General features: G+C 70.3%; 17 protein-coding genes and 2 pseudogenes. 4 read left to right on the forward strand and 15 right to left on the reverse strand.

Features of this window, described 5'->3' with window-relative positions; all coding sequences use genetic code 11:
- Positions 1 to 20 precede the first annotated feature (20 nt).
- Complete coding sequence (locus ACFVYF_RS14480) at positions 21 to 1,256, reverse strand: helix-turn-helix domain-containing protein (RefSeq protein ID WP_389455536.1); 1,236 nt, start codon at positions 1,254 to 1,256, stop codon at positions 21 to 23.
- A gap of 567 nt (positions 1,257 to 1,823) precedes the next feature.
- A pseudogene (locus ACFVYF_RS14485) lies at positions 1,824 to 2,179 on the reverse strand (hypothetical protein); the annotation flags it as partial.
- Positions 2,180 to 2,503: 324 nt separating this feature from the next.
- On the opposite strand from ACFVYF_RS14485, the gene ACFVYF_RS14490 reads away from it, so the two are divergent.
- Positions 2,504 to 3,031: a universal stress protein gene (locus ACFVYF_RS14490; protein ID WP_389455537.1), complete on the forward strand. Its 528-nt coding sequence runs from the start codon at positions 2,504 to 2,506 to the stop codon at positions 3,029 to 3,031.
- Between the two features lie 211 nt (positions 3,032 to 3,242).
- Positions 3,243 to 3,812, forward strand: a complete 570-nt coding sequence (locus tag ACFVYF_RS14495) for a GPR1/FUN34/YaaH family transporter (RefSeq protein WP_389455538.1) — start codon at positions 3,243 to 3,245, stop codon at positions 3,810 to 3,812.
- A 124-nt stretch (positions 3,813 to 3,936) separates the two neighbouring features.
- On the opposite strand, the gene glmS is transcribed toward ACFVYF_RS14495, so the two are convergent.
- Together glmS and ACFVYF_RS14505 are read right to left on the reverse strand one after the other, a co-directional pair.
- Complete coding sequence (glmS, locus tag ACFVYF_RS14500) at positions 3,937 to 5,754, reverse strand: glutamine--fructose-6-phosphate transaminase (isomerizing) (RefSeq protein ID WP_389455539.1); 1,818 nt, start codon at positions 5,752 to 5,754, stop codon at positions 3,937 to 3,939.
- Positions 5,755 to 5,767: 13 nt separating this feature from the next.
- Positions 5,768 to 6,025 carry a hypothetical protein gene (locus ACFVYF_RS14505; protein ID WP_383284713.1) on the reverse strand — a complete coding sequence of 86 codons (258 nt, stop codon included), beginning with the start codon at positions 6,023 to 6,025 and terminating at the stop codon, positions 5,768 to 5,770.
- 164 nt (positions 6,026 to 6,189) lie between these two features.
- Between ACFVYF_RS14505 and ACFVYF_RS14510 the strand changes: the two genes are divergently transcribed.
- Entirely contained in the window at positions 6,190 to 7,755 is a 1,566-nt protein-coding gene (locus ACFVYF_RS14510; RefSeq protein WP_389455808.1) for a purple acid phosphatase family protein, read from the forward strand.
- A 43-nt stretch (positions 7,756 to 7,798) separates the two neighbouring features.
- Here the strand turns inward: ACFVYF_RS14510 and ACFVYF_RS14515 are convergent, their stop codons facing one another.
- Positions 7,799 to 8,677, reverse strand: coding sequence for a DUF4429 domain-containing protein (locus tag ACFVYF_RS14515; RefSeq protein WP_389455540.1), 879 nt, complete (start codon positions 8,675 to 8,677; stop codon positions 7,799 to 7,801).
- Between the two features lie 62 nt (positions 8,678 to 8,739).
- On the opposite strand from ACFVYF_RS14515, the gene ACFVYF_RS14520 reads away from it, so the two are divergent.
- A complete protein-coding gene (locus ACFVYF_RS14520; RefSeq protein ID WP_389455541.1) occupies positions 8,740 to 10,329 on the forward strand; it encodes a beta-N-acetylhexosaminidase in 1,590 nt (529 codons plus the stop codon).
- A gap of 72 nt (positions 10,330 to 10,401) precedes the next feature.
- Here ACFVYF_RS14520 and ACFVYF_RS14525 read toward each other — a convergent pair whose 3' ends face one another.
- From ACFVYF_RS14525 to ACFVYF_RS14570, 10 genes and pseudogenes are all read right to left on the reverse strand, one after another.
- Positions 10,402 to 12,186: an IucA/IucC family protein gene (locus tag ACFVYF_RS14525; protein ID WP_389455542.1), complete on the reverse strand. Its 1,785-nt coding sequence runs from the start codon at positions 12,184 to 12,186 to the stop codon at positions 10,402 to 10,404.
- On the reverse strand, positions 12,183 to 12,785 hold the full coding sequence (locus tag ACFVYF_RS14530) for a GNAT family N-acetyltransferase (protein ID WP_389455543.1): 603 nt from the start codon (positions 12,783 to 12,785) through the stop codon (positions 12,183 to 12,185). Before ACFVYF_RS14530 ends, ACFVYF_RS14525 begins: the two co-directional genes overlap by 4 nt.
- Positions 12,782 to 14,065, reverse strand: coding sequence for a lysine N(6)-hydroxylase/L-ornithine N(5)-oxygenase family protein (locus tag ACFVYF_RS14535; RefSeq protein WP_389455544.1), 1,284 nt, complete (start codon positions 14,063 to 14,065; stop codon positions 12,782 to 12,784). Before ACFVYF_RS14535 ends, ACFVYF_RS14530 begins: the two co-directional genes overlap by 4 nt.
- Positions 14,049 to 15,491 carry a lysine decarboxylase DesA gene (desA, locus tag ACFVYF_RS14540; protein WP_389455545.1) on the reverse strand — a complete coding sequence of 481 codons (1,443 nt, stop codon included), beginning with the start codon at positions 15,489 to 15,491 and terminating at the stop codon, positions 14,049 to 14,051. The genes ACFVYF_RS14535 and desA overlap by 17 nt, the downstream gene beginning before the upstream one ends.
- Positions 15,492 to 15,647: 156 nt before the next feature.
- Positions 15,648 to 16,490 carry a siderophore-interacting protein gene (locus ACFVYF_RS14545; RefSeq protein ID WP_389455546.1) on the reverse strand — a complete coding sequence of 281 codons (843 nt, stop codon included), beginning with the start codon at positions 16,488 to 16,490 and terminating at the stop codon, positions 15,648 to 15,650.
- Positions 16,491 to 16,561: 71 nt separating this feature from the next.
- Complete coding sequence (locus ACFVYF_RS14550; RefSeq protein WP_389455547.1) at positions 16,562 to 17,611, reverse strand: ABC transporter substrate-binding protein; 1,050 nt, start codon at positions 17,609 to 17,611, stop codon at positions 16,562 to 16,564.
- A 182-nt stretch (positions 17,612 to 17,793) separates the two neighbouring features.
- Positions 17,794 to 18,954: an acyl-CoA dehydrogenase family protein gene (locus tag ACFVYF_RS14555; protein ID WP_389455809.1), complete on the reverse strand. Its 1,161-nt coding sequence runs from the start codon at positions 18,952 to 18,954 to the stop codon at positions 17,794 to 17,796.
- Between the two features lie 11 nt (positions 18,955 to 18,965).
- Positions 18,966 to 19,928: a hydroxymethylglutaryl-CoA lyase gene (locus ACFVYF_RS14560; protein WP_389455548.1), complete on the reverse strand. Its 963-nt coding sequence runs from the start codon at positions 19,926 to 19,928 to the stop codon at positions 18,966 to 18,968.
- Between the two features lie 179 nt (positions 19,929 to 20,107).
- Positions 20,108 to 22,030, reverse strand: a pseudogene (locus ACFVYF_RS14565) (acetyl-CoA carboxylase biotin carboxylase subunit); the annotation flags it as partial.
- Between the two features lie 14 nt (positions 22,031 to 22,044).
- Positions 22,045 to 23,667: a carboxyl transferase domain-containing protein gene (locus ACFVYF_RS14570; protein ID WP_389455549.1), complete on the reverse strand. Its 1,623-nt coding sequence runs from the start codon at positions 23,665 to 23,667 to the stop codon at positions 22,045 to 22,047.
- Positions 23,668 to 23,670 lie beyond the last annotated feature (3 nt).

A 23,670-nucleotide genomic window follows, 5' to 3' on the forward strand; every position in this document is an offset into this window, starting at 1 on the left:
GAACCCCCACCCGTGACCCCTTACGGCGCGCTGCGCTGCCCTGGCAGGCTCGGGCGGCCCGCCGCGTACAGCTCAGCGCCGTGCCTGGCCGAGTCCGTCGACAGCGAGGTCGACGGGCCCAGGGCGCTCGCGGCCGCCGTGCGCCTGGTCTGCATCGGGACCGGGTTCTCCGGGTTCAGAGTGGAGACCTGACCCGAGGAGCCCAGCGAGCCGTCCGTGTCCTGCGGCTTGTCGCTCTGCGGCCGGCGCGCCCGGTAGGCGGCCCGGTACGCGGCGGGGGACGAGCCGAGCTGACGGCGGAAGTGCCCGCGCAGCGCCACCGGTGAGCGGAAGCCGCAGCGGCCCGCGACCTCGTCCACCGAGTAGTCCGACGTCTCCAGGAGCCGCTGCGCCTGGAGCACCCGCTGGGTGATCAGCCACTGCAGCGGAGCGCTCCCGGTGAGCGAGCGGAAACGGCGGTCGAAGGTCCGCCGGCTCATATAGGCGCGCGCGGCCAGGGTCTCCACGTCGAACTGCTCGTGGAGATGCTCCAGCGCCCAGGCGACGACCTCCGCGAGGGGGTCGGCGCCGATCTCCTCCGGTAAAGACCGGTCGAGGTAGCGCTCCTGACCGCCGCTGCGGCGCGGCGGGACCACCAGTCGGCGGGCCAGCGCGCCGGCCGCCTCGTTGCCGTGGTCCGTCCGCACGATGTGGAGACAGAGGTCGATTCCGGCCGCGGTGCCGGCCGAAGTCAGGACGTCGCCGTCGTCCACGAAGAGTTCGCGTGGATCGACGTGCACCGACGGATAGCGCTTGGCCAGCGTCGGCGCGTACATCCAGTGGGTGGTGGCCGGGCGGCCGTCCAGCAGTCCGGCGGCGGCCAGCACGAAGGCGCCGGTGCACAGCCCGACTATGCGGGCACCTTCTTCGTGCGCCCGGCGCAGTGCGTCGAGCGCCTCCTCCGGTGGTGGTGAGGTGATCGACCGCCAGGCGGGCACGACGACGGTGCCTGCCCTGGAGATCGCCTCGAGGCCATGTGGCGCGGTGAGTTCAAGCCCGCCTGTGGTCCGCAGTGGGCCTTCTTCACCCGCGCTCACCAGTAGTCGGTAGCGCGGAACTCCCGCGTCCTGGCGGTCGATGCCGAACACCGACAGCGGTATGGAGCTCTCGAAGATGGGGCCGCCGCTGAACAGCAGCACCGCAACGATCTCCTTGCGGCGTCGCCCGGAAAGTTTCCGGGCCGCGGCTTCCGGCGCGGCAGTGGAGTCGTGGCTCATACTGCTAAGCCCCCCTCGGTGGTCGCGGCTCCTCGGTTGTGTCGCTCCTGCACGTTTCCCCTCGGTCCTGCACGAGTCCCCCGCCGTAAGACAGTCAAGATCGAATCTACTGTGTCCCATGGTGCCGGCGTGACCAGTTCACCATCCGGCACATTGTCGACATGGCAACTTGGCGTGAAGCATTCGATCACGAAGCGTTGCACTCGTGGGCCGTGCAGGGAAGTGCGCCTTGTCCCAGTGGCCGGACCACGTAGGGTGCGCCGACCCTCGGAGACCCTTTCCGTGCAGGTGGAACGGGGGTTGGAGGGTCTTTCGACCAAGACAAGCCGGGGTGGCCGAAGTTGGCTGAAAAGAATCGGGGGCGTGCGCGTAAACCGGTCAGTCGACCGGCGTACTTCCTCCGGCGTGACGGCCGCCCCTGTGCGCCCCAGAACCACTTCTTCCGGGTGCCCCGGCCTGGCCGTGGGAACCGCCCCTGCCATGACCACCGCTGAGGGCGTGCGAGCCGCTCCGGCCGTGGCCGCCCCTGCCGTGCTCGGCGCCGGCCGCGAGTCCGGCGCCCCTGCCGTGCCGCCCCCGGTGCGGGGCATCCTCCTCGTCCAGCAGCCGGGCCGCCCCCCGCTCGGACTGCCTCAGCAGCACCCGGCAGGCCCCGGTCACCGCGGCCAGCCCCAGGGCCGTACCCGCCGCGCCGGCCAGCGAGGTGCCGTACCAGACGAGGACGACGGGGACCAGGACGCAGCTGAAGGCCGCCCAGCGCATCACATCACTGGCCGGGTCCGGGGCGGGCGGTGCCGGCGGCGCGGTGGCGCGCGTCGTGGCGGCGGACTGGGACGCGGTCTCTGGTACGGGCACGCTGTGCTCCCTGGTACTCCAGTGCTCCCCTTGACGGACACGGGCGGCTCCCCGTGGCGGTGGCTCACCGGTTCAACGCGTGTTCGACCGGCCGGTCACTGCCCGGGCGCCGGAGTCCGGCCGCGGCGGACGCCCCGTACGCCCCGGTAACCCCTCCGTGCCTGGGTGAACCCTGTGCAAACCGCCTGTACGGGGCAGCAACCATTGCGTTACGGGCACCCCCTCGTGCATGCTCCCTGGAACCCCGTGCAGCGGGCGCGGGATATGGGCAGAGGGAGGCGTGCAGCCGTACCCTTGGGGGTATGGGGTTGGGAAGATGATTCCCGGACACAGCTCCGCCGCACCCTGTCGTCTGCCGTCCCACCCACGAGGATCCGAACGCCGAGACACCCATGGCCGGTCACGAATTCTTCGAACCTGCGGACCGCAAGCGCCCCGTCGCCGATCCCACGGCGGCCGAGCCCTTGGCGGCGGAAGAGCCACGTCACTCCTGCGACCCCGCGTTCCAGCACGGTGTCGTCGTCGGGTTCGACGGCTCGACATCCAGTGAGCGTGCCCTCGCGTACGCGATCGGCATGGCCCACCGCTCGGGCTCGGGCCTGATCATCGTGCATGTCGCCAACCGGCTGCCCACCACGGTGTGGGCGGGCTGCGAGCCCCCGGTCTTCGTCGATGTGCCGGACCACCGCACCGAGGTGCTCGGGCTCGAGCTGGCCTGTGCGGAGTATCTGGCCGAGGTGCCCTGGATCCTGGTCGAGCGCGGCGGCGACATCTGCCACGAACTCGAAGAGGTCGGGCAGGAGTACGAGGCGGACGCGATCGTCGTCGGCTCCACGCACGGCATCGTCGGGCGCCTCTTCGGCTCGGTGGCGGGGCGGCTGGCGAAGCGCGCCAAGCGGCCCGTCGTGGTGATCCCGTAGCGCGTTGCGCCTCTCGTGAGTTCTTTGGTCAACTCGCCCTTGTGCCAGGTCCGATGAGGGGTGGCCGGGATCGGGCCCGCTGTGCCGTCGCATAAATCTACTGGCGCGTAGAGGTGTTTGTGCCTTTGTGAAGGGCATATATCGGTCGCCGGTCCTACAGCGTCGACCGGTACAGCGCAGCACGACTGCACCTGCACGAAGGGAGCCCGCCGTGGACAACGAAGTCTCTGCGGGAAGCACCACCTCGACCCTCGGCCAACTCGCGCTCGGACTCACCCTGCTGGCCTTCGGCCTCGGTCACACCCAGGTGATCGACGGCGTCACCGCCGCGGACTCCGTCTCTCTCGCCACCTACGTCGGCGGCATCGCGCTCTTCGTCGCCGGCCTCTTCGCCTTCCGCGACCGTGACGCCCTGACCGGTACGGCCTTCTCGGCGCTCGGCGCGCTCTGGTTCACCTGGGGCGTGACGTCCGACGCCCAGGTCTCCGCCAACGCGGCCGGCCTCTTCCTGCTCCTGTTCGCGCTCGTCGCGCTCAGCCTGACCGTCGGGGCGAGCGGTGCCCCGGCCCTCGCCCGGGCGACGTACGCGCTGCTGTTCGTGGCTCTTCTCCTGCTGGCCGTGGGCCAGTTCGCCGATTCGGGCGGCCTCGCCAAGGTCGGCGGCTGGTTCGCCGTGGCCGGCGGAGCGGTCGCCTGGTACGCGGCCACCGCGGCGCTCGCCCACTGGCCCACCGCCGTTCCCGGACGCGCCGCCGGCCGGGGGGTGACGGCCACCGGCTGAGGCTGGCGCGGGCCGGGGTTTTGGGCGGCCCCGGCCCCTGAAAGAACGGTCCCTGTGCGCGGGTGGCACGCACAGGGACCGTTCATGTGCACACGCGGGTCACGGCCCCGCGCACGGCGGGGGTCTACTCGACCGTCACCGACTTCGCGAGGTTGCGCGGCTTGTCGATGTCCCGGCCCAGCGCCAACGCCGTGTGGTAGGCGAGGAGTTGCAGCGGGATGCCCATCAGGATCGGGTCCAGCTCGTCCTCGTTCTTCGGGACGACGATCGTCTGGTCGGCCTTCTCCTGCTCCTGGTGCGCCACCGCGAGGATCTTGCCGCTGCGGGCCTTGATCTCCTCCAGGGCGGCGCGGTTCTTCTCCAGGAGGTCGTCGTCGGGGACGATCGCGACCGTCGGCAGGGCGGGCTCGATGAGCGCCAGCGGGCCGTGCTTGAGCTCGGAGGCGGGGTAGGCCTCGGCGTGGATGTACGAGACCTCCTTGAGCTTCAGGGAGGCCTCACGGGCGACCGGGTAGCCCCGGACGCGGCCGATGAAGAGCATCGAGCGGGCCTGGGCGTACTGCTCGGCCAGCTTCTTGATCTCGTCCTCCTGGTCGAGGATCTCGGAGATCTGGGCGGGCAGCTTGCGCAGGCCCTCGATGATCCGCTTGCCGTCGCGGACCGACAGGTCGCGGGTGCGGCCCAGGTGCAGCGCGAGCAGCGCGAAGGCGACCGTGGTGTTGGTGAAGCACTTGGTGGAGACGACGCAGACCTCGGGGCCGGCGTGCACGTACATGCCGCCGTCGGCCTCGCGGGCGATCGCCGAACCGACCACGTTGACCACACCGAGGACCCGGGCGCCCTTGCGCTTCAGCTCCTGGACGGCGGCCAGCACGTCGTACGTCTCACCGGACTGGGAGACCGCGACGTACAGCGTGTCGGGGTCGACGACCGCGTTGCGGTAGCGGAACTCGGAGGCCGGCTCGGCGTCCGCGGGGATCCGGGCCAGCTCCTCGATCATCTGGGCGCCGATCATGCCCGCGTGGTACGAGGTGCCGCAGCCGAGGATCTTCACGCGGCGGATCTGGCGGGCCTCGCGGGCGTCCAGGTTGAGGCCGCCGAGGTGCACGGTCGAGAACCGGTCGTCGATGCGGCCGCGCAGCACGCGGTCCACGGCGTCCGCCTGCTCGTGGATCTCCTTGTGCATGTACGTGTCGTGGCCGCCCATGTCGTACGACTCGGCCTCCCACTCCACGGTGGTCGGCTCGGCCGTCGTACGGGTGCCCTCGGTGGTGTACGTGCGGAAGTCGTCGGCCTTCAGGGTGGCCATCTCGCCGTCGTCGAGGGTGACGATCTGGCGGGTGTGGGTGACGAGCGCCGCGACGTCCGAGGCGACGAACATCTCCTTCTCGCCTATGCCGAGGACGACGGGGGAGCCGTTTCGCGCCACCACGATGCGGTCGGGGAAGTCGGCGTGCAGGACCGCGATGCCGTACGTGCCCTCGATCACCCGCAGCGCGTCGCGGACCTTGTCCTCCAGCTTCTCGGCCCCCGAGCGGGCGATCAGATGGGTGAGGACCTCGGTGTCGGTCTCGGAGAGGAACTCGACGCCGTCGGCCTCCAGCTTCTTGCGCAGGTCGGAGGCGTTGTCGATGATGCCGTTGTGGACGACGGCGACCTTGTCGTCGGCGGACATGTGCGGATGGGCGTTCACATCGGACGGGGCGCCGTGGGTGGCCCAGCGGGTGTGGGCGATGCCGGTGGTGCCCTTGAAGCGCGCCGGGACCTTGGCCTCCAGGTCACGGACCCGGCCCTTGGCCTTGACCATCTTCAGGCCGGCCGACTTCGGGGCGGTGACGACGATGCCCGCCGAGTCGTAGCCGCGGTACTCCAGGCGCTGCAGGCCCTCAAGGAGCAGCGGCGCCACATCGCGCTTGCCGATGTATCCGACGATTCCGCACATATATACGTATTCCTCAGCCGTAGACAATACGGCGCAGCTGCCTGAGCGTGAGCTCGGGCGGCGCGACCGCGCGGTATTTCAGGTCCGCCTCGATCCGTTCGAAGATCGCCGTGTTCACCAGGCCCTGGGCCTGGAGCTCGCGGTGGCGGCGGCGGACGTACTCCTCGGTCGGCTCGTCGAAGTAGGCGAGCACGTCCTGGATCACCCGGAGTGCCTCGCCCCGGTTCAGGGGCGTGGAGCGCGTCAGATGATCAACAAGTTCGTCGTGCACCCGTTGATCCTGGGGGACGAGAAGTCGATTCGCAAGAATCCTGCCCGATATCGGGCAAGGTGCTGTTGAATCTCTTATGGGCGGCTGTTTGCGCGCTGTCCATCCTGCGTCTTGCGGAGCGTCGATTGCCGAGAGCAACTTCTGAGGCCATGGACACTCCACGCATGGGCGTACCGGAGAAGCTCGCCGAGCGCATGAGCATGGCCGAGCAGCACGAATACCTCCGCGCCAAGTTCTCCCGGCGCACGATGATCAGAGGCGGCGCCGTGACCCTGGGCGCTGTCGCGGGCGGTGCCTTCGTGCCGGGCGCCGTCGCACAGGCCGCGGCCCCGACGCGGGCCACCGCTTCCTCGGCCGAGAAGGTCGACGGCGCGCTCGTCGCCCCCTTCGGCCGCCACCTCGCCTTCGGCAACGACCCGCGCACCGAGATCACGGTCTCCTGGCAGGTGCCGACCGCGGTGACGAAGCCCTACATTCGCATCGGCGCCCACCCCTGGGACCTCTCCCGCAAGATCGAGGCCGAGGTCCGCACCCTCTACACGCCCGCCGGCGTCGGCGCGAGCGGCGACCACACGCAGTACTACCTGCACGCCGAGCTCACCCACCTGCGCCCCGGCAGGACGTACTACTACGGCGTCGGGCACGCCGGCTTCGACCCGGCCGCGCCCCACCTGCTGGGCACCCTCGGCACCTTCACCACCGCGCCCGCGACCGCCGAGCCGTTCACCTTCACGGCCTTCGGTGACGAGGGCGTCGGCTACCACGGCCTCGCCAACGACGCCCTGCTGCTCGGCCAGAACCCGGCCTTCCACCTGCACGCCGGCGACATCGCCTACGCGGACCCGTCCGGCGGCGGCAAGAAGGAGGACACCGGCTTCGACTCGCGCATCTGGGACCAGTTCCTCGCCCAGACCGAGACGGTCGCCAAGTCCGTCCCGTGGATGCCGGCGTACGGCAACCACGACATGGAGGCCTGGTACTCGCCCAACGGCTACGGCGGCGAGGACGCCCGCTGGAACCTCCCCGACAACGGCCCGGACGCCGAGAACCTGCCCGGCGTCTACTCCTTCGTCTACGGCAACACGGCGGTCATCTCACTGGACGCCAACGACATCTCCTTCGAGATCCCGGCCAACCTCGGCATCTCCGGCGGCACCCAGACCAAATGGCTGGAGGCGCAGCTCAAGAAGTACCGGGCGGCCAGGAACGTCGACTTCATCGTCGTCTTCTTCCACCACTGCGCGTACTGCACCTCCACCGCGCACGCCTCGGAGGGGGGCGTGCGCCAGGAGTGGGTGCCGCTGTTCGAGAAGTACACCGTCGACCTGGTGATCAACGGCCACAACCACCAGTACGAGCGCACGGACGTCATCAAGGCGGGCGCGGTCGCCAAGAAGCTGCCGATCGGCGGCACGGCGTACCCGGAGACCGAAGGCGTCGTGTACGTGACGGCGGGCGCGGCCGGCCGCAGCCTGTACGCGTTCTCCGCCCCGGACTCCTACGAGGGCCACGAGAACGAGGTCGACTCGGTCGCCTCCTTCATCAACCAGAAGGACGGCAGGCAGAACGAGACGGTCGCCTGGTCGCGCGTGCGCTACCTCAACTACTCGTTCCTGCGGGTGGACGTCACCCCCGCGGCGAAGGGCCGCCTCGCCACGCTGACGGTGCGCGGCATAGCCGAGACCGGTGCGGAGGTCGACCACTTCACGGTGGCGCGCCGGGTGAAGTGACGCACCCGGCCGGGACAGCGGGGTGTCCCGTAGCGGGCGGTCCTCACAGCCTCTTGAGGACCGCCCGCTTGGCCAGCGTGAACTCCTCGTCCGTCAGGACGCCCGACGTGTGCAGCTCGCCGAGCTCGCGCAGCCGGCGCAGCAGGGCGTCGTGGTCGTCCCCGGCGGCCGGCCCGGGGACGCTCGGGAGCTCCTTCGGTACGTCCGTCCCGGCGGGCGGCGTCGCCGGATGCGGGAGCCGGGCCTGCACGGCCGCCGCGACCAGGGCCATCAGCGGATCCTTCTTGAAGCCCCACAGCTGCACGGAGTGCGGGTCGTACTTCGGCGGGATCCTGGTCGCCGCGCCGCGCACGGTGAAACGCAGGTAGCCGTCCTCCAGGCCGGCCGAGGGATGCCACTCCACGGCCGTGATGTCCGCGACGGCGAGCGAGAGGCTGCCCGCCGCGGCCTTGGCGTCCTCCGTCTTCCAGTTCCACTCCAGGCGCACCCGCTCCCCGTCGAAGGCCGCGGTGCCGTCGCCCGCGGACACGGAGAGCGGGACGGCGGGGCCCGGCAGCAGATAGGAACCGACGGGACCGGCCGGGACCCGCTCCAGCAGCAGGGCGGCCCGGACCTCCTCCACCATGTACTCGGCGACGCCGTACCGGTCCGTCTCCACGGTCAGCTGGTACGGGTCGTTCGGCTCCGTGAGCCGGCCGCCGGTCGCCTGGAGCAGCGGGTCGCAGCCGTCCCGCAGCCGCAGCCTCAACCGCCCGGACTTCTTGCCCTGTTCGAAGAAGATGCCCGCCAACGCGCCCAGCGGGACGGTCAGTTCACCCAGGGTCCTGCGGAGCAGGCCGACGGTCTTGTCACGTCCCGGTGTCAGCCGAAGTGCGTCGCCGTCGAAGATCCAAGTGCCGTCTCTCTGGATGATTTCCGCCATGAGGGGGATTGTTTCACCGGCTGTGCGGGAGAGTGGTCTTTACCAATTTGAAGGGAGCGCATGTGAGACAGCGCCACAGAACGCCCCGTCTTCTCGGTACGCTGCTGCTCGTGGCGGCTGCCGGTGTCTCCGTTGTCGGCGCGGCTCCTGCCGCCGCCGCGAAGACCGCCACCCCACTGGGGCAGGTGGTCCCGGCACCCGCGTCGGTCCACGCGAGCGGATCCTCGTACCGCATCACCGGCGACACACGCATCCGTGTCGACGACTCGCGCGAGGCCCGCCAGGTCGGCGAGTACCTCGCGGACATCCTGCGGCCCTCCACCGGCTACCGGCTGCCGGTCACCTCGCACGGCGGAGGGGGCATCCGCCTCGAACTCGGCTCGAAGTCCCTCGGCGCCGAGGGCTACCGCCTCGACAGCGGCAAGGGCGGCGTCACCATCACGGCCAGCAAACCGGCCGGGCTCTTCCATGGCGTCCAGACCCTGCGCCAGCTCCTGCCGGCCTCGGTCGAGAAGGACTCGGTACAGCGCGGGCCCTGGCTGGTCGCCGGCGGCACCATCAAGGACACCCCCCGCTACGGCTACCGCGGCGCGATGCTGGACGTCTCCCGGCACTTCTTCTCCGTCGGCCAGGTCAAGCGCTACATCGACGAACTGGCGCTCTACAAGGTCAACACCCTGCATCTGCACCTCTCCGACGACCAGGGCTGGCGCATCGCCATCGACTCCTGGCCGCGCCTGGCCACCTACGGCGGCTCGACGCAGGTCGGCGACGGCCAGGGCGGCTACTACACCAAGGCCCAGTACAAGGACATCGTCCAGTACGCGGCCTCGCGCTATCTGGAGGTCGTCCCGGAGATCGACATGCCGGGCCACACCAACGCGGCGCTCGCCTCGTACGCCGAACTGAACTGCGACGGCGTCGCGCCACCGCTCTACACCGGCACCGAGGTCGGCTTCAGCTCGCTGTGTGCGGGCAAGCCGGTCACGTACGACTTCGTGGACGACGTCATCCGGGAGCTGGCCGCGCTCACGCCGGGCAGGTATCTGCACATCGGCGGGGACGAGGCACACTCCACCAGCCATGCCGACTACGTGACCTTCATGGACAAGGTGCAGCCCCTCGTCGCCAAGTACGGCAAGAAGGTGATCGGCTGGCACCAGCTGACCGGGGCCACACCGGCGAAGGGCGCGATCGCGCAGTACTGGGGTCTCGACGACACCAGTGACGCCGAGAAGGCCCAGGTCGCCAAGGCCGCGCAGAACGGGACAGGGCTCGTGCTGTCCCCGGCCGACCGGGTCTACCTCGACATGAAGTACACCGCGGACACCCCGCTGGGCCAGGACTGGGCGGGACTCGTGGAGGTGCGGCGGTCCTACGACTGGGATCCGGGCAACTACCTTCCCGGCGCGCCCGCTTCGGCGGTCCGGGGTGTCGAGGCACCGCTGTGGACCGAGACGATCGTGACCTCGGCGCACATCGACTACATGACGTTCCCGCGGCTGCCCGGCGTCGCCGAGCTCGGCTGGTCGCCCGCGTCGACGCACGACTGGGACACCTACAAGGTGCGGCTCGCCGCACAGGGACCGCGCTGGGACGCGCTCGGGATCGGCTACTACAAGTCGCCCCAAGTGCCCTGGCCCGCCCAGTAGTTCACTGAGCACAACAGGGAAGCGCTGAAAGGGTGGGGCTCAGGGGGACCGTATCCTGAGCCCCACCCGGCTTCAGAGACCCGCGATGGGGTTCTTCAGGGTGCCGACGAGCTGCAGCGCGCCGGCCGGGTCCGCGAGGTCGACCATCTGCCGGTTGTTGCGCAGCTGGAGCCGGTTGAGGCAGGACAGCGCGAACTCGGGCGCGAACATGTCGTACTGGGCGAACTTCTCCGCCAGTTCGGGCGTCGCGGCCTGGTACTCGCGCACGGACTCGGCGACCGTCCGCCAGAAGACGTCCTCGTCGAGTACGCCCTCGCCGGCGAGGTTCGCCGCCAGGAAGCGGAAGAAGCAGTCGAAGACGTCCGTGAAGATCGACAGCAGCTTCTTGTCGTCCGGGACGTCGGCCTTGATCCGCTCGACCGCCGGCGGCAGCACCGCGTCCGGGTCCATGACCGCGATCTCCTCGGCGATGTCCTTGTAGATCGCCCGTCGCACGGCCCCGTCCTCGATGACCAGGATGACGTTCTCGCCGTGCGGCATGTAGACCAGGTCGTAGGCGTAGAAGCTGTGCAGCAGCGGGGTGAAGTAGGCGCGGAGATAGCGGCGCAGCCACTCCACCGGGGCCAGCCCCGACTGCTCGATCAGCGCACCGGCGAAGGACCGGCCCTCGTGGTCGACGTGGACCAGCGAGGCCATGGTGGCCAGGCTCTCGCCCTCCTGGAGCGAGGACACCGGGCTCTCCCGCCACAGGGCGGCGAGCATCTTGCGGTACGGCGAGTAGCGGTCGGTGGCGTTCTCGTACTCCAGATGCCGGTAACCGACGGCGGCGCGCTCACGGATGATCGACAGACCGGTGGACTTGAGCACCGGGTCGTTGTCGATGAGCTGGGCCAGCCAGTCGTTGATGGCCGGGGTGGCCTCCATGTAGGCGGCCGAGAGCCCGCGCATGAAGCCCATGTTGAGGACGGACAGCGCCGTTTTGACGTAGTGCTTCCGCGGGGCGCTCTTGTTGAAGAACGTCCGGATCGACTGCTGGGCCAGATACTCGTCCTCGCCCTCGCCGAGGCAGACCAGGTGCCGCCGGGCGACCTCGGCGGCGAAGGTCACCGAGAGCTTGTTCCACCACTGCCAGGGGTGCACCGGGACCAGCAGGTACTCGTCCGGGTCGAGCCCCTGGTCCGTGAGCGTGGCCGCGAAGCGCGTGACGGTCTCCGCGCCCAGCTCCTCCCGTACGAAGGACTCGTACTCGATGCCCACGCCCGCGGTGAACGCCGCCCGCGAGCGGTGCGCGGCCAGCCACACCAGCCGGACCGGGCTCGCGGTCTCGGGTGCGTACGCGAGGTACTCGTGCACCCCGAAGCCGAGCCGCCCGTTGTTGGCGACGAAGCAGGGGTGGCCCTCGGTCATGCCCGTCTCGATGGCCTGGAAGCCGCTCTTCGCGAGGTCGGCGGAGCGGACCTGCGGCTTGGTGAGCTTGAAGCAGGTGCCGGAGACGGTGGAGGAGATCTCCTCCAGGTAGACCGGCAGGATGTCGTCGCTCAGGCCGAGCGACTTCTTCAGTTCGATGAAGAAGTCCAGTGCGGCGAGCGGGAGTTGGGTGCCGTCGCGGTGGCGCGTGATGGACTCGGCGTCCACCTGCCAGTGGTCGAGCGCATGGCGGCGGGCGGTGAAGAGGTAGCGGGTGAGACCGTCGTCGCTGCGGACCGCGTACCGGTCCTCGCCCTGCGCCTCGGGTGCGAGCAGCCGCTCGTGGGCGAACTCGGCGAGCGCCTTGCGGATCAGCAGCCGGTTGGCCTCGGCCCAGCGCTCGGGGGAGAGGTGGGCCACGGCGTCGGACAGGTGCGTACGCGGGGTCATGTCGTCACTCCTCGGACGGCCGCGAGAACTGCCGCCTCGCGGGCCGTCAGATACTGCTCACGCGTGCAGAAGCTCAGCAGCGCGTTCTTCTCGGGCTTCTCGATCTCGCGCTCCGGCACGAACCCGACGGCCTCGTTCAGGGCGTGCACCGCCTTGTTGCGGATGTCGGGCTCGACCACGACCCGCCGGGTGCGCGGGTCGGCGAACAGCTCGTCCATCACGGCGGTGAGGACCGCGCGGGTGAACCCGTGCACCGGGGTGTCCGTCGGCGCGACCAGGAAGTGCATGCCGACATCGCCCGGCTGGGAGTCGTACAGGCCGGCCAGTTCGACATGCGCCGGGTCGTAGCGCTCCATCAGGAACGCGGGCTCGCCGTCGTGCAGGCCGAGGTAGGCGTCGTGGTACTCGCTGGCCGCGATGGCCATGTACTCGCGCTCCACGTCGTGCAGCCTGGCCTCCTGCATCATCCAGAAGGCGGACTTGGGGTGGGTGACCCAGCGGTGCAGCAGCTGGGCGTCCTCGACCGGGTCGAGGGGCCGGATGGTGAAGGCGCCGATTCCGGTGTCGTTCAGGGGACTTGTGCGGTCATTGCGGGTCATACGGAAAACTCCTGGAACGCGATCGTCTTCTCGACGGCGTAGTACTCGGAGCCGAGCAGCTCGCGGATGATGCACGCGTTGCGGTACGCGCCCATGCCGAGGTCGGGCGATGTGATCGAGTGGGTGTGCACACCGGCGTTCTGGAGGAAGACACCCCGGCCGGTGGTGTCGACGGCGTAGTTGCGGGCGACGTCGAAGTTGCCCCGGGAGTCGTAACGCAGGCGGTCGCGGACCGGCTTGAGGAACTCCGGCTCGGCGTACTTGTACCCGGTGGCGAGGATCAGGCCCTGGGTGTTCAGCTCGTAGTCCTTCTCCTGCTCCTCCTGGCGCAGTCCCAGGGTGTACGTGCCGCCCTCGTGACTCACCGAGTTCAGCGCGGAGTTGGTGAGCAGACGGGTGGGGACCGGGCCGCCGAGGTTCTTCTGGTAGAGCAGGTCGAAGATCGAGTTGATCAGCTCGCCGTCGATGCCCTTGAACAGGCCCTTCTGCTCCGTCTGGAGGCGGTAGCGGGTCGGCTCGGGCAGCGCGTGGAAGTAGTCGATGTACTCCGGGGAGGTCATCTCCAGGGTGAGCTTGGTGTATTCGAGGGGGAAGAAGCGCGGGGAGCGGGTGACCCAGTTGAGCTGGTAGCCGTGGACGTCGATCTCGCTCAGCAGGTCGTAGTAGATCTCGGCGGCGGACTGCCCGCTGCCGACGAGGGTGATCGACTCCTTGGCCTGCAGTTCCTGCTTGTGCCGCAGATAGCGGGAGTTGTGGATGAAGTCCCCGCCGAGGCCGGCGCAGGCCTCGGGGATGTACGGCGGGGTGCCGGTGCCGAGGACCAGCCGGCGGGCGCGCAGGACGTCACCGGCCTCGGTCCGTACGAGGTACACCTCGGCCCCTTCGTCGTACGTCACCTCCGCCACCGTCGTGTTGAAGCGGATGCTGGAGAGTTTCGACGCCGCCCAGCGGCAGTAGTCGTCGTACTCGACCCGGAGCGGATAGAAGTTCTCCCGGATGTAGAACGAGTACAGCCGGCCCGATTCCTTCAGGTAGTTGAGGAAGGAGTACGGGGAGGTCGGGTCGGCGAGGGTGACCAGGTCCGACATGAACGGGGTCTGGAGGTGTGCGCCCTCCAGGAACATCCCCGAGTGCCACTCGAAGTCCGGCTTGGACTCCAGGAAGACACCGTCCAGTCCGGCGATCGGCTCGGTGAGGCAGGCGAGGCCGAGATTGAAGGGGCCGAGCCCGATTCCCACGAAGTCGTGGGTCTTCTCGGAGGATTCAGGAAGCGCGGTCAAGGGACTCTCCCAGGTACTGCTCGGCATGGCCGGCGATCAGATCGAGTACGGCGGAGATGTCGTCCGCCGTGGTCTCGGGATTGAGCAGGGTGAACTTCAGGTAGTGGCGGTCGCCGACCTTGGTGCCCGCGACCACCGCGTCGCCGGAGGCGAACAGGGCCTTGCGGGCGTACAGGTTGGCGCGGTCGATCTCGGCCGGGTCGGTGACGGCCGCCGGGATGTAGCGGAAGACGAGGGTGGAGAGGGACGGCTGGACGACCACGTCGTAGCGGGGGTCGCCGGCCAGCAGCTTCCAGCCCTCCTCGGCGAGCTCGCAGACCTCGTCGAAGAGCTGTCCGATGCCGTCGGCGCCCATCACGCGCAGCGTCATCCACAGCTTGAGCGCGTCGAAGCGGCGGGTGGTCTGCAGGGACTTGTCGACCTGGTTGGGGATGCGTTCCTGCACCATGCGGCGCGGGTTGAGGTACTCCGCGTGGTAGGTGGCGTGGCCCAGGGTGGCCGCGTCACGGACGAGCACCGCGGAGGAACTCACCGGCTGGAAGAAGGACTTGTGGTAGTCGACGGTGACGGAGTCGGCGCGCTCGATGCCGTCGATCCGGTCCCGGTTCCGCAGTGAGGTGAGCAGTCCGCAGCCGTAGGCCGCGTCCACGTGCATCCAGGTGCCGAACTGGGAGCAGAGCTCCGCGATTTCGGGCAGCGGGTCGATGGAGCCGAAGTCGGTGGTGCCCGCGGTGGCGACGACCGCCATGGGGACGAGGCCGTCCCGCTTGCAGCGCTCCAGCTCACGGGCGAGCGCGACCGTCTGCATCCGCTTGTCGTGGTCGACGGGGATCGACACGACACAGTCCGCGCTCAGCCCGAGGAGTTTGGCCGACTTCCTGACGCTGAAGTGGCTGACGTCGGAGGCGAAGATCCGCAGGTCGGCGAGGCTCTGCGCCTTGGCCTCCTCGCGGGCCAGGAGCAGGGCCTGGAGGTTGGACTGGCTGCCGCCGCTGGTGAACACGCCGTCGGCGGAGGGTCCGAAGCCGATGCGGGCGTTCGTCCAGTCGATGAGCCTGCGCTCGATGAGGGTGCCGCCGGCCGACTGGTCCCAGGTGTCGAGGGAGGAGTTGACCGCGGACAGCACCGCCTCGCCGACCACGGCCGGGATGACGACCGGGCAGTTGAGGTGCGCGAGGTAGCGCGGGTGGTGGAAGTAGACCGCGTCCCGGAGGTAGACCTCCTCCAGCTCGTCCAGCACCGCTGTCGTGTCGTGCAGCGGACGGTCCAGGTCGATCCGCTCGATCCGGGGGGCCAGGTCGTCGGCCGTGACGCCGGTGAACGGACGGTCGGTGGTGGCGAGTTTGGCCGCCACCCGCTCGATTCCTTCGGTCACGGAGCGGCGGTACCGCTCCGCGGTCGTGTCATTGAGCAGGTGCGAGCGCATGGGGGGTCCTCCGTGCGGGAGAGCGTCCGGTCGGGACGGGGTGGGGAGGGGACATGAGAAGGGCGGGGTCGCGACGCCCAACTTAGGTTAGCCTAACCTAAGTCAATCGCGCGACCCCGCCTCAGCCGTGACATGCGCCTCGATCACCTCAGCGCGTTACTCCTGCTCCCGCAGTTGCTCCTCGCTCAGCCCGCGACGCCAGTAGCCCACGAACGTGACCCGCCTGCGGTCGAACCCGCGCTCCCGCACGAGATGGCGGCGCAGCTCCTTCACCCCGCCGGACTCGCCCGCGATCCAGGCGTACGGGGCGGCGGCGGGCGGGAGTTGGGCCTCCCGGATCGCGTCGAGGGCCATGGGGGACCCCTCGTCGCGTACGAGCCAGGTGATGTCCGCGTCGGCCTCGGTCACCACGTCCTGGATGTCACCGGCGTGGTGGACCTCCAGCCAGACGCGGGCCCGGGTGCCCGCAGGCAGCGATTCGAGGATCGCCGAGGCGGCGGGTACGGCGGTCTCGTCCCCCCACATGACGACCAGGTCGGCGTCGGCGGGCGGACGGAAGCGGATCGCCCGGTTGTCCTCGATGGCGGGCCCCAGCAGCAGGACACGGTCACCGGCGCCGGCGCGTGCCGCCCACCGTGAGGCCGGCCCCGCGGGCGTGGCCGCCCCCTGTTCCGTGCCGTGCAGCGCGAAGTCGATGTCGATCTCGTCGGGATCGCGCCGCAGGGCCCGCAGCGTGTACGAGCGCATCACCGCCCGTACGTCGTCGGGCAGTTCGCGCCAGCCGTGCCACCAGCCGTCGCCCAGTTCGATGGGGACGGCGGGCTCGGACTGGCCCGGATGCGGCAGGAACAGGGACAGGCTCTGGTCCCGGCCGGCGGAGGCGAACGCGTGCAGGTCGGGACCCGCGAAGGTCACCCGCAGCAGAGACGGACCGAGCCGCCTCGTCCGTACGACCTGGAGGGAGAAGAAGCGGAACGGGGCGGCAACGGCCGTTGTCATGGCGGCTCCTGAGTCATCGTCAGGGGGCGGGAGTCCGGGGAGGACCGGCACCGGCCCTCCCCGGCGAAGGGTCAGCTGACCTTCTTGGCCTTCTCGATGGCGGTGGCGAGGTCCTCGAGGATCGGGGCGCACTTGTCGTACGAGAAGACCGGCTCGGTGACGCGCGGGATGACCTGGCCCGCCTTGACGGCCGGGAGCTTCTTCCAGGTCGCCTTGGTGATGTCGGCGGGCTGGATGGTCGACGTGCGGTTGTCCATCATGATGATGTCCGCGTCGTACTTGTCGACGTTCTCCCAGCTCAGGTTCTCGAACCAGCCGCCGCTCGCCTTCAGGGCCTGGGCCGGCGGCTCGACGATGTTCACGCCGAGCGCCTTGAAGTACTCCAGGTCCACGGACAGGTGGGAGCCGGAGACGTAGAAGATGTCCTGGCTCGCGGAGCCGATGAGCACCTTGATGCCGGGGTTGGCCTTGGCGGCCGCGCGGAGGCCCGCAGCCGCGTCCTCGAAGCGCTTCTTGGCCTTGGTGACCTGGTCCGACGTCACGTCCGCGCCCAGCGACCCGGCGAGCTCCAGGAGGCGCTGCAGCGGCTCGGTCAGCTGCCGGTCGTAGGCGGAGATGCCGACGCTCGGCGCACCGACCTTGAGAATCTTGTCCGCGGACTCCTCGGGGACGTACCAGAGGGTGCCCTTGGCGTCGAACATCGTGGAGATCAGGACGTCGGGCGCGAGGGCCGCGTACTTCTCGATGTTGAACTGGCCCCACTCGTTGCCGAGGATCGTCAGCTTGCTGATGTCCATGTCGCCGGCCTGGACATCGGCCTTGCCGTCCTTGGTCTTCGTCGGGCCGAAGACGCCCTTGACCTCGATGCCGTAGTCGAAGAGGGCGGCGGCGACACCGGTGAAGGCGACGATGTTCGCCGGGACCTTGCCGGCCTTGGCGGTCTGGCCGCGGTCGTCCTTGAAGGACCAGGGGCCGGACTTCGAGGCGCCCGAGGTGCTGCCCGCTCCACCGCTTTTCGCGTCTTCGTCACCGCAGGCGGCGAGCGCGGCGCCGAGACCGAGGGCGCCGCCCGCGGCGAGGATGCCGCGGCGGGTGAGGTGGGTGGAACGGGCCTTGGACATGAGAGTGACTGCTTTCGGCACGGGGCGGAGCGCCCGCCGGACAAGTTCGAAGGTAGGTTAGCCTAACCTCAGTTTTTGTCCAGAGGGCGGGTTGCCCCCGCCGCTGCCCTTCGGCTTGGGCGGCGCGTGCGCCCAGTGACGGCAGGCTCAGCGGGCTTGCCCCGCGCCCGCTGCCGCCGCCGTCAGCCCGCGAGCCCCAGCTCCCGGGCGATCAGCATCCGCTGCACCTCGCTCGTGCCCTCGCCGATCTCCAGGATCTTGGAGTCGCGCCACATCCGGGCCACCGGGTACTCGTTCATGAAGCCGTAACCCCCGTGGATCTGCGTGGCTTCGCGGGCGTTGTCGACGGCGACCGTGGAGGAGTAGAGCTTGGCGATCGCCGCCTCCTTCTTGAAGCGTTCGCCCGCGACGAGACGGGATGCGGCGTCGCGCCACCCGACGCGGGCCGTGTGCGCCTTCATCTCCATGTCGGCGATCTTGAACTGGATCGCCTGGTTCGCCCCGATCGGCCGCCCGAACGCGTGACGTTCCTTGGCGTACTTCACCGACTCGTCCACGCAGCCCTGCGCGAGGCCCGTGGCGAGCGCCGCGATGGCGATCCGGCCCTCGTCGAGGATCCGCAGGAACTGCGCGTAGCCGCGGCCCTCCTCGCCGAGCAGGTTCGCCGCCGGTACGCGCACGTCGGCGAAGGACAGCTCACGGGTGTCCGAGGCGTTCCAGCCGACCTTCGAGTAGGGCGCCGCGACCGTGAAGCCCGGGGTGCCGGACGGCACGATGATCGCGGAGATCTCCGGACGCCCGTCCTCCTTGCGGCCGGTGACCGCGGTGACCGTCACCAGGCCCGTGATGTCGGTGCCCGAGTTGGTGATGAAGCACTTGGTGCCGTTGATGACCCACTCGTTCGTCGCCGGGTCGAGGCGGGCGGTGGTGCGCGTCGCGCCCGCGTCGGAGCCGCCGTCCGGCTCGGTCAGCCCGAACGCGCCGAGGATCTCGCCGGAACAGAGCCGGGGGAGCCACTCGGCCTTCTGCGCCTCGGTCCCGAAGACATGCAGGGGCATCGCGCCGAGCGAGACGCCCGCCTCCAGCGTGATGGCGACGGAGGAGTCGACGCGCGCCAGCTCCTCCAGGGCGATGCCGAGGGCGAGATAGTCGCCGCCCATCCCGCCGTACTCCTCCGGAAAGGGCAGTCCGAAGAGCCCCATGCGGCCCATCTCCCGGACGATCTCGTACGGGAACTCGTGCCGCTCGTAGAAGTCGCCGATCTTCGGCGCCACGACGTCGTGCGCGAACGCCTCGACCGTGCGCCGGAGTTCTTCGAGTTCGGGGGAGAGGCGGTGGTCCAGGGACATGGGGATCACTCCTTGTGGGGCTGCGTTGTTCCACCGAGCGCTTTGACGGTGCGGGACGGGCTGGGTCGGCCCAGTTGGCCGGCCATCCACACGCTGGTGGCGGTGAGACGGCCGAGATCGACCCCGGTGTCGATACCGAGGCCCTGGAGCATCCACACGAGGTCTTCGGTGGCGAGATTGCCGGTGGCGGACTTGGCGTACGGGCAGCCGCCGAGGCCGCCCGCGGAGGCGTCGACGGTTGTCACGCCGTGCTGGAGCGCGGCCAGCGTGTTGGAGAGCGCCTGGCCGTACGTGTCGTGGAAGTGGACGCCGAGTGCGCTGGTGGGGATGTGCTGTTCGTTCAGGGCGGCGAGGAGCGCCCGCACATGCCCGGGCGTCGCCACCCCGATGGTGTCGCCGAGGCTCAGCTCGTCGCAGCCGAGGTCGAGCAGCGCCCGGCAGACGCGGACGACCTGGGGGACGGGCACGGCGCCCTCCCACGGGTCGCCGAAGCACATGGACAGATAGCCGCGGACGTGGACGTTCCGCGCCCGCGCCTTCTCGACCACGGGCGCGAACATGGCGAGTGCCTCGTCGACCGTCCTGTTCAGGTTGGCCTTCGCGAAGGACTCGGTGGCGCTGGCGAAGACGGCGATGCGGCCGGCGCCGAGCGCGAGGGCCCGGTCGAGCCCGCGGTCGTTCGGCACCAGGACGGGGAGGTGGACGCCCGGCAGGTCCCGGACGAGCGGGAACAGCTGCTCCGCGTCGGCCAGTTGGGGCACCCACTTGGGGTGCACGAAGCTGGTGGCCTCGATGGTGGTCAGGCCCGCGTCGGCGAGGCGCCGGACGAACTCCGCCTTGACCGCCGTCGGCACGGTCGCCTTCTCGTTCTGCAGTCCGTCGCGGGCGCCGACCTCGTGGATCCGCACCCGCGCGGGCAGCCCCTCGGCGGGTACGACCATGGGGAGGGCCGGTTCGGGGGTGGTCATGCCTGCTGCTCCTCTCCGGCGGGTGCGGTCGCCGGGGCGGGACCGGCCTCTGCCGGCGTGACGGCTGCCGCGCCCGCCGGGGCGGGTTCGGCCTCCGCGGGCGCGGCGACGGCCGAGTCCGCCGGGACGGCCTCCGCGTCGGCTGGGACGGATCCGGTCTCCGCCGGGACGGATCCGGTCTCCGCCGGTGTGATGACCGCCAGGACCTGGTCCATGGCGACGGTCGTGCCCGGTGTGACGTCCAGCTCGCTGACGGTGCCGGCGTGCGGCGCGGAGACGACGTGCTCCATCTTCATCGCCTCGACCACCAACAGGCTCTGGCCGGCGGTCACTTCGTCACCGACGGCGACCTTCACGACGGTCACCGTGCCGGGCATCGGGGCGGTGAGGGAGTCGGCACCGCCGTGCGCGGCGCCGGTGAGGGAGGCGGCGACGGGGTCGTGGTCGCGCACCTGCCACGCGTCGCCGTCGCGGCCGATCCAGTCGCCGGCGCGGTGGAACGTGTGCCGTACGCCGTCGAGGGTCACGGAGACCTGGTCGGCGGTGACGGCGTGGGAGCCGCGCGGAGCGTGCGTGACGGGTTCGAGTCCCGGCACGCGCAAGGCGAAGCGCACCGGCTCCGGTCGGCCGCCGAGCCGCCATCCGCTCGGCACGGAGAACGGGTCGGTCCAGCCCGTGCCCCGAGGAGCCAGCGCGTCGAGCCGGACGGCAGCGGCGGCCTCGTACACCTCGTCCGGCACGTCACCCGGCACCAGAGAGTCCGCCTCCCGCTCCACGAGCCCGGTGTCCAGGTCGCCCGCCACCACGGCCGGATGGGCGAGCAGCCGGCGCAGGAAGCCGGCGTTGGTCTGCACGCCCAGCGTGACCGTGTCGGCGAGCGCCGCCCGGAGTTTGCGCAGTGCCGTCGCGCGGTCGGGGCCGTACGCGATGACCTTGGACAGCATCGGGTCGTAGAGGCTGCCGACCTCCGTGCCCTCGCTCAGGCCCGAGTCGGTGCGGACACCGTCGCCCTGCGGCTCGCGCAGCGCGACCACCGTGCCGCCGGAGGGCAGGAAGCCGCGGGAGGGGTCCTCGGCGCAGACGCGGGCCTCCACCGCGTGCCCGGTGAGGGTGATGTCCTTCTGTTCGTAAGGCAGTTGCTCGCCGGCGGCCACCCGCAGCTGCCACTCGACCAGGTCGAGGCCGGTGATCAGCTCGGTCACCGGATGCTCCACCTGGAGGCGGGTGTTCATCTCCATGAAGTAGTACGACGACGGGTCGCTGCCGGGGACGATGAACTCGACCGTGCCCGCGCCCCGGTAACCGCAGGAGCGGGCCGCCTGGACGGCCGCCTCGCCCATCGCGGCACGGGTGCTGTCGTCGAGGAGCACACTCGGTGCCTCTTCGATGATCTTCTGGTGGCGGCGCTGGAGAGAGCACTCGCGCTCGCCCAGATGCACCACGTTGCCATGGCCGTCGGCCAGGACCTGGATCTCGATGTGCCGGGGGCGGTCGATCCAGCGCTCCACGAGGAGCGTGTCGTCGCCGAAGGAGGCGCGGGCCTCGCGCCGGGCGGCGGCGATCTCGTCGGACAGCAGGGCGGCCTCGCGCACCAGCCGCATGCCCTTGCCGCCGCCGCCGGCCGACGGCTTCAGGAGCACCGGCATGCCGATCTCCCGTGCCGCGTCGGCCAGTTGGGCGTCGGTGAGCCCGCTGCCGGACGAGCCGGGGACCACCGGGACCCCGGCCTTCTGCACCGTCTCCTTGGCGCGGATCTTGTCGCCCATCAGGGAGATCGCCTCGGCGGGCGGGCCGATGAAGACCAGCCCCGCCGCGGCGCAGGCGCGTGCGAACGCGGCGTTCTCCGCGAGGAAGCCGTAGCCCGGGTGGACCGCCTGTGCGCCGGTGCGCGCGGCGGCCTCGATGAGCCGCTCCGCCGACAGATAGCTCTCGGAGGCCGGCGCCGGACCGATCCGGACCGCCGTGTCCGCCTCGCGCACATGGCGGGCGTCGGCGTCCGCGTCGGAGAAGACGGCAACCGAGCGCACGCCGAGCGAGCGCAGCGTGCGGATCACGCGGACGGCGATCTCACCGCGGTTGGCCACAAGTACCGTGTCGAACATCGTCAGGGGTCCCCTCACATCCGGAAGACGCCGAAGCCGTCGGCCTTGGGCGGCAGTGGCGCGTTGGCGCAGGCGGTCAGGGCGAGACCCAGCACCTGCCGGGTCTCCAGCGGGTCGATCACGCCGTCGTCCCAGAGGCGGGCCGTCGCGTAGTAGGCGTTGCCCTGCTGCTCGTACTGGCTGCGGATCGGGGCCTTGAAGGACTCCTCGTCCTCGGCGGGCCAGGACTCGCCGCGCGCCTCCAGCTGGTCGCGCTTGACGGTCGCGAGGACCGACGCGGCCTGCTCGCCGCCCATCACGGAGATCTTGGCGCCCGGCCACATCCACAGGAAGCGCGGCGAGTACGCCCGGCCGCACATCGAGTAGTTGCCCGCGCCGTACGAACCGCCGATGACGACCGTCAGCTTCGGCACGCGCGTGCAGGCCACGGCCGTGACCATCTTGGCGCCGTGCTTGGCGATGCCCCCGGCCTCGTACTGCCGGCCGACCATGAACCCCGAGATGTTCTGCAGGAAGACCAGCGGGATGCCGCGCTGGTCGCACAGCTCGATGAAGTGCGCGCCCTTCTGGGCGGACTCGGAGAACAGGATGCCGTTGTTGGCGACGATCCCCACCGGGTGTCCGTGGATCCGCGCGAAGCCGGTGACGAGGGTCTGCCCGAACTCCGCCTTGAACTCGGCGAAGCCCGATCCGTCGACCACGCGCGCGATGACCTCGCGTACGTCATAGGGGGTGCGGGAGTCGACCGGCACCGCGCCGTACAGCCCGGACGGGTCCACCTTGGGCTCGACCGGCTCCGACACCGACCAGGGCAGCTCCCCGCGCGCGGGGAGGGTGGCCGCGATGTTCCGGACGATCCGCAGCGCGTGCGCGTCGTCCTCCGCGAGGTGGTCGGTGACGCCCGACACGCGCGCGTGGACCTCGCCGCCGCCCAGCTCCTCGGCCGTCACGACCTCGCCCGTGGCGGCCTTCACCAGGGGCGGTCCGCCGAGGAAGATCGTGCCCTGATTGCGCACGATCACGGCTTCGTCGCTCATCGCGGGCACATAGGCGCCGCCCGCCGTGCAGGAGCCGAGCACGGCCGCGATCTGCGGGATGCCGGCGCCCGACATCCGCGCCTGGTTGTAGAAGATCCGGCCGAAGTGCTCGCGGTCGGGAAAGACCTCGTCCTGCATGGGCAGGAAGGCGCCGCCGGAGTCCACCAGGTACACACAGGGGAGCCGGTTCTCCAGGGCCACCTCCTGGGCGCGCAGGTGCTTCTTGACCGTCATCGGGTAGTACGTGCCGCCCTTGACCGTGGCGTCATTGGCGACGATCACGCATTCGCGGCCGCTCACCCGCCCGATCCCGGCGATCACTCCCGCCGCCGGCGCCTGTCCCTCGTACATCCCGTCGGCCGCGAGCGGGGCCAGCTCCAGGAAGGGCGAACCCGGGTCGAGCAGCGTGTCCACGCGCTCGCGTGGCAGCAGCTTGCCGCGCGCGGTGTGCCGGGCGCGGGCCCGCTCACCGCCGCCGAGCCGGGCCGCGGCCAGCTTGGCGCGCAGCTCCTCGCCCAGTGCGCGGTGCGCCGCCTCGTTGGCTCGCCAGGCCTCCGACGCGGGGTCTGCCGCGCTCGTCAGCTCCGGTGCCTCGTGCATCCC

Origin of the sequence: Streptomyces sp. NPDC058274 (genome assembly GCF_042881375.1) — a bacterium.
Classification (GTDB): Bacteria; Actinomycetota; Actinomycetes; order Streptomycetales; family Streptomycetaceae; genus Streptomyces.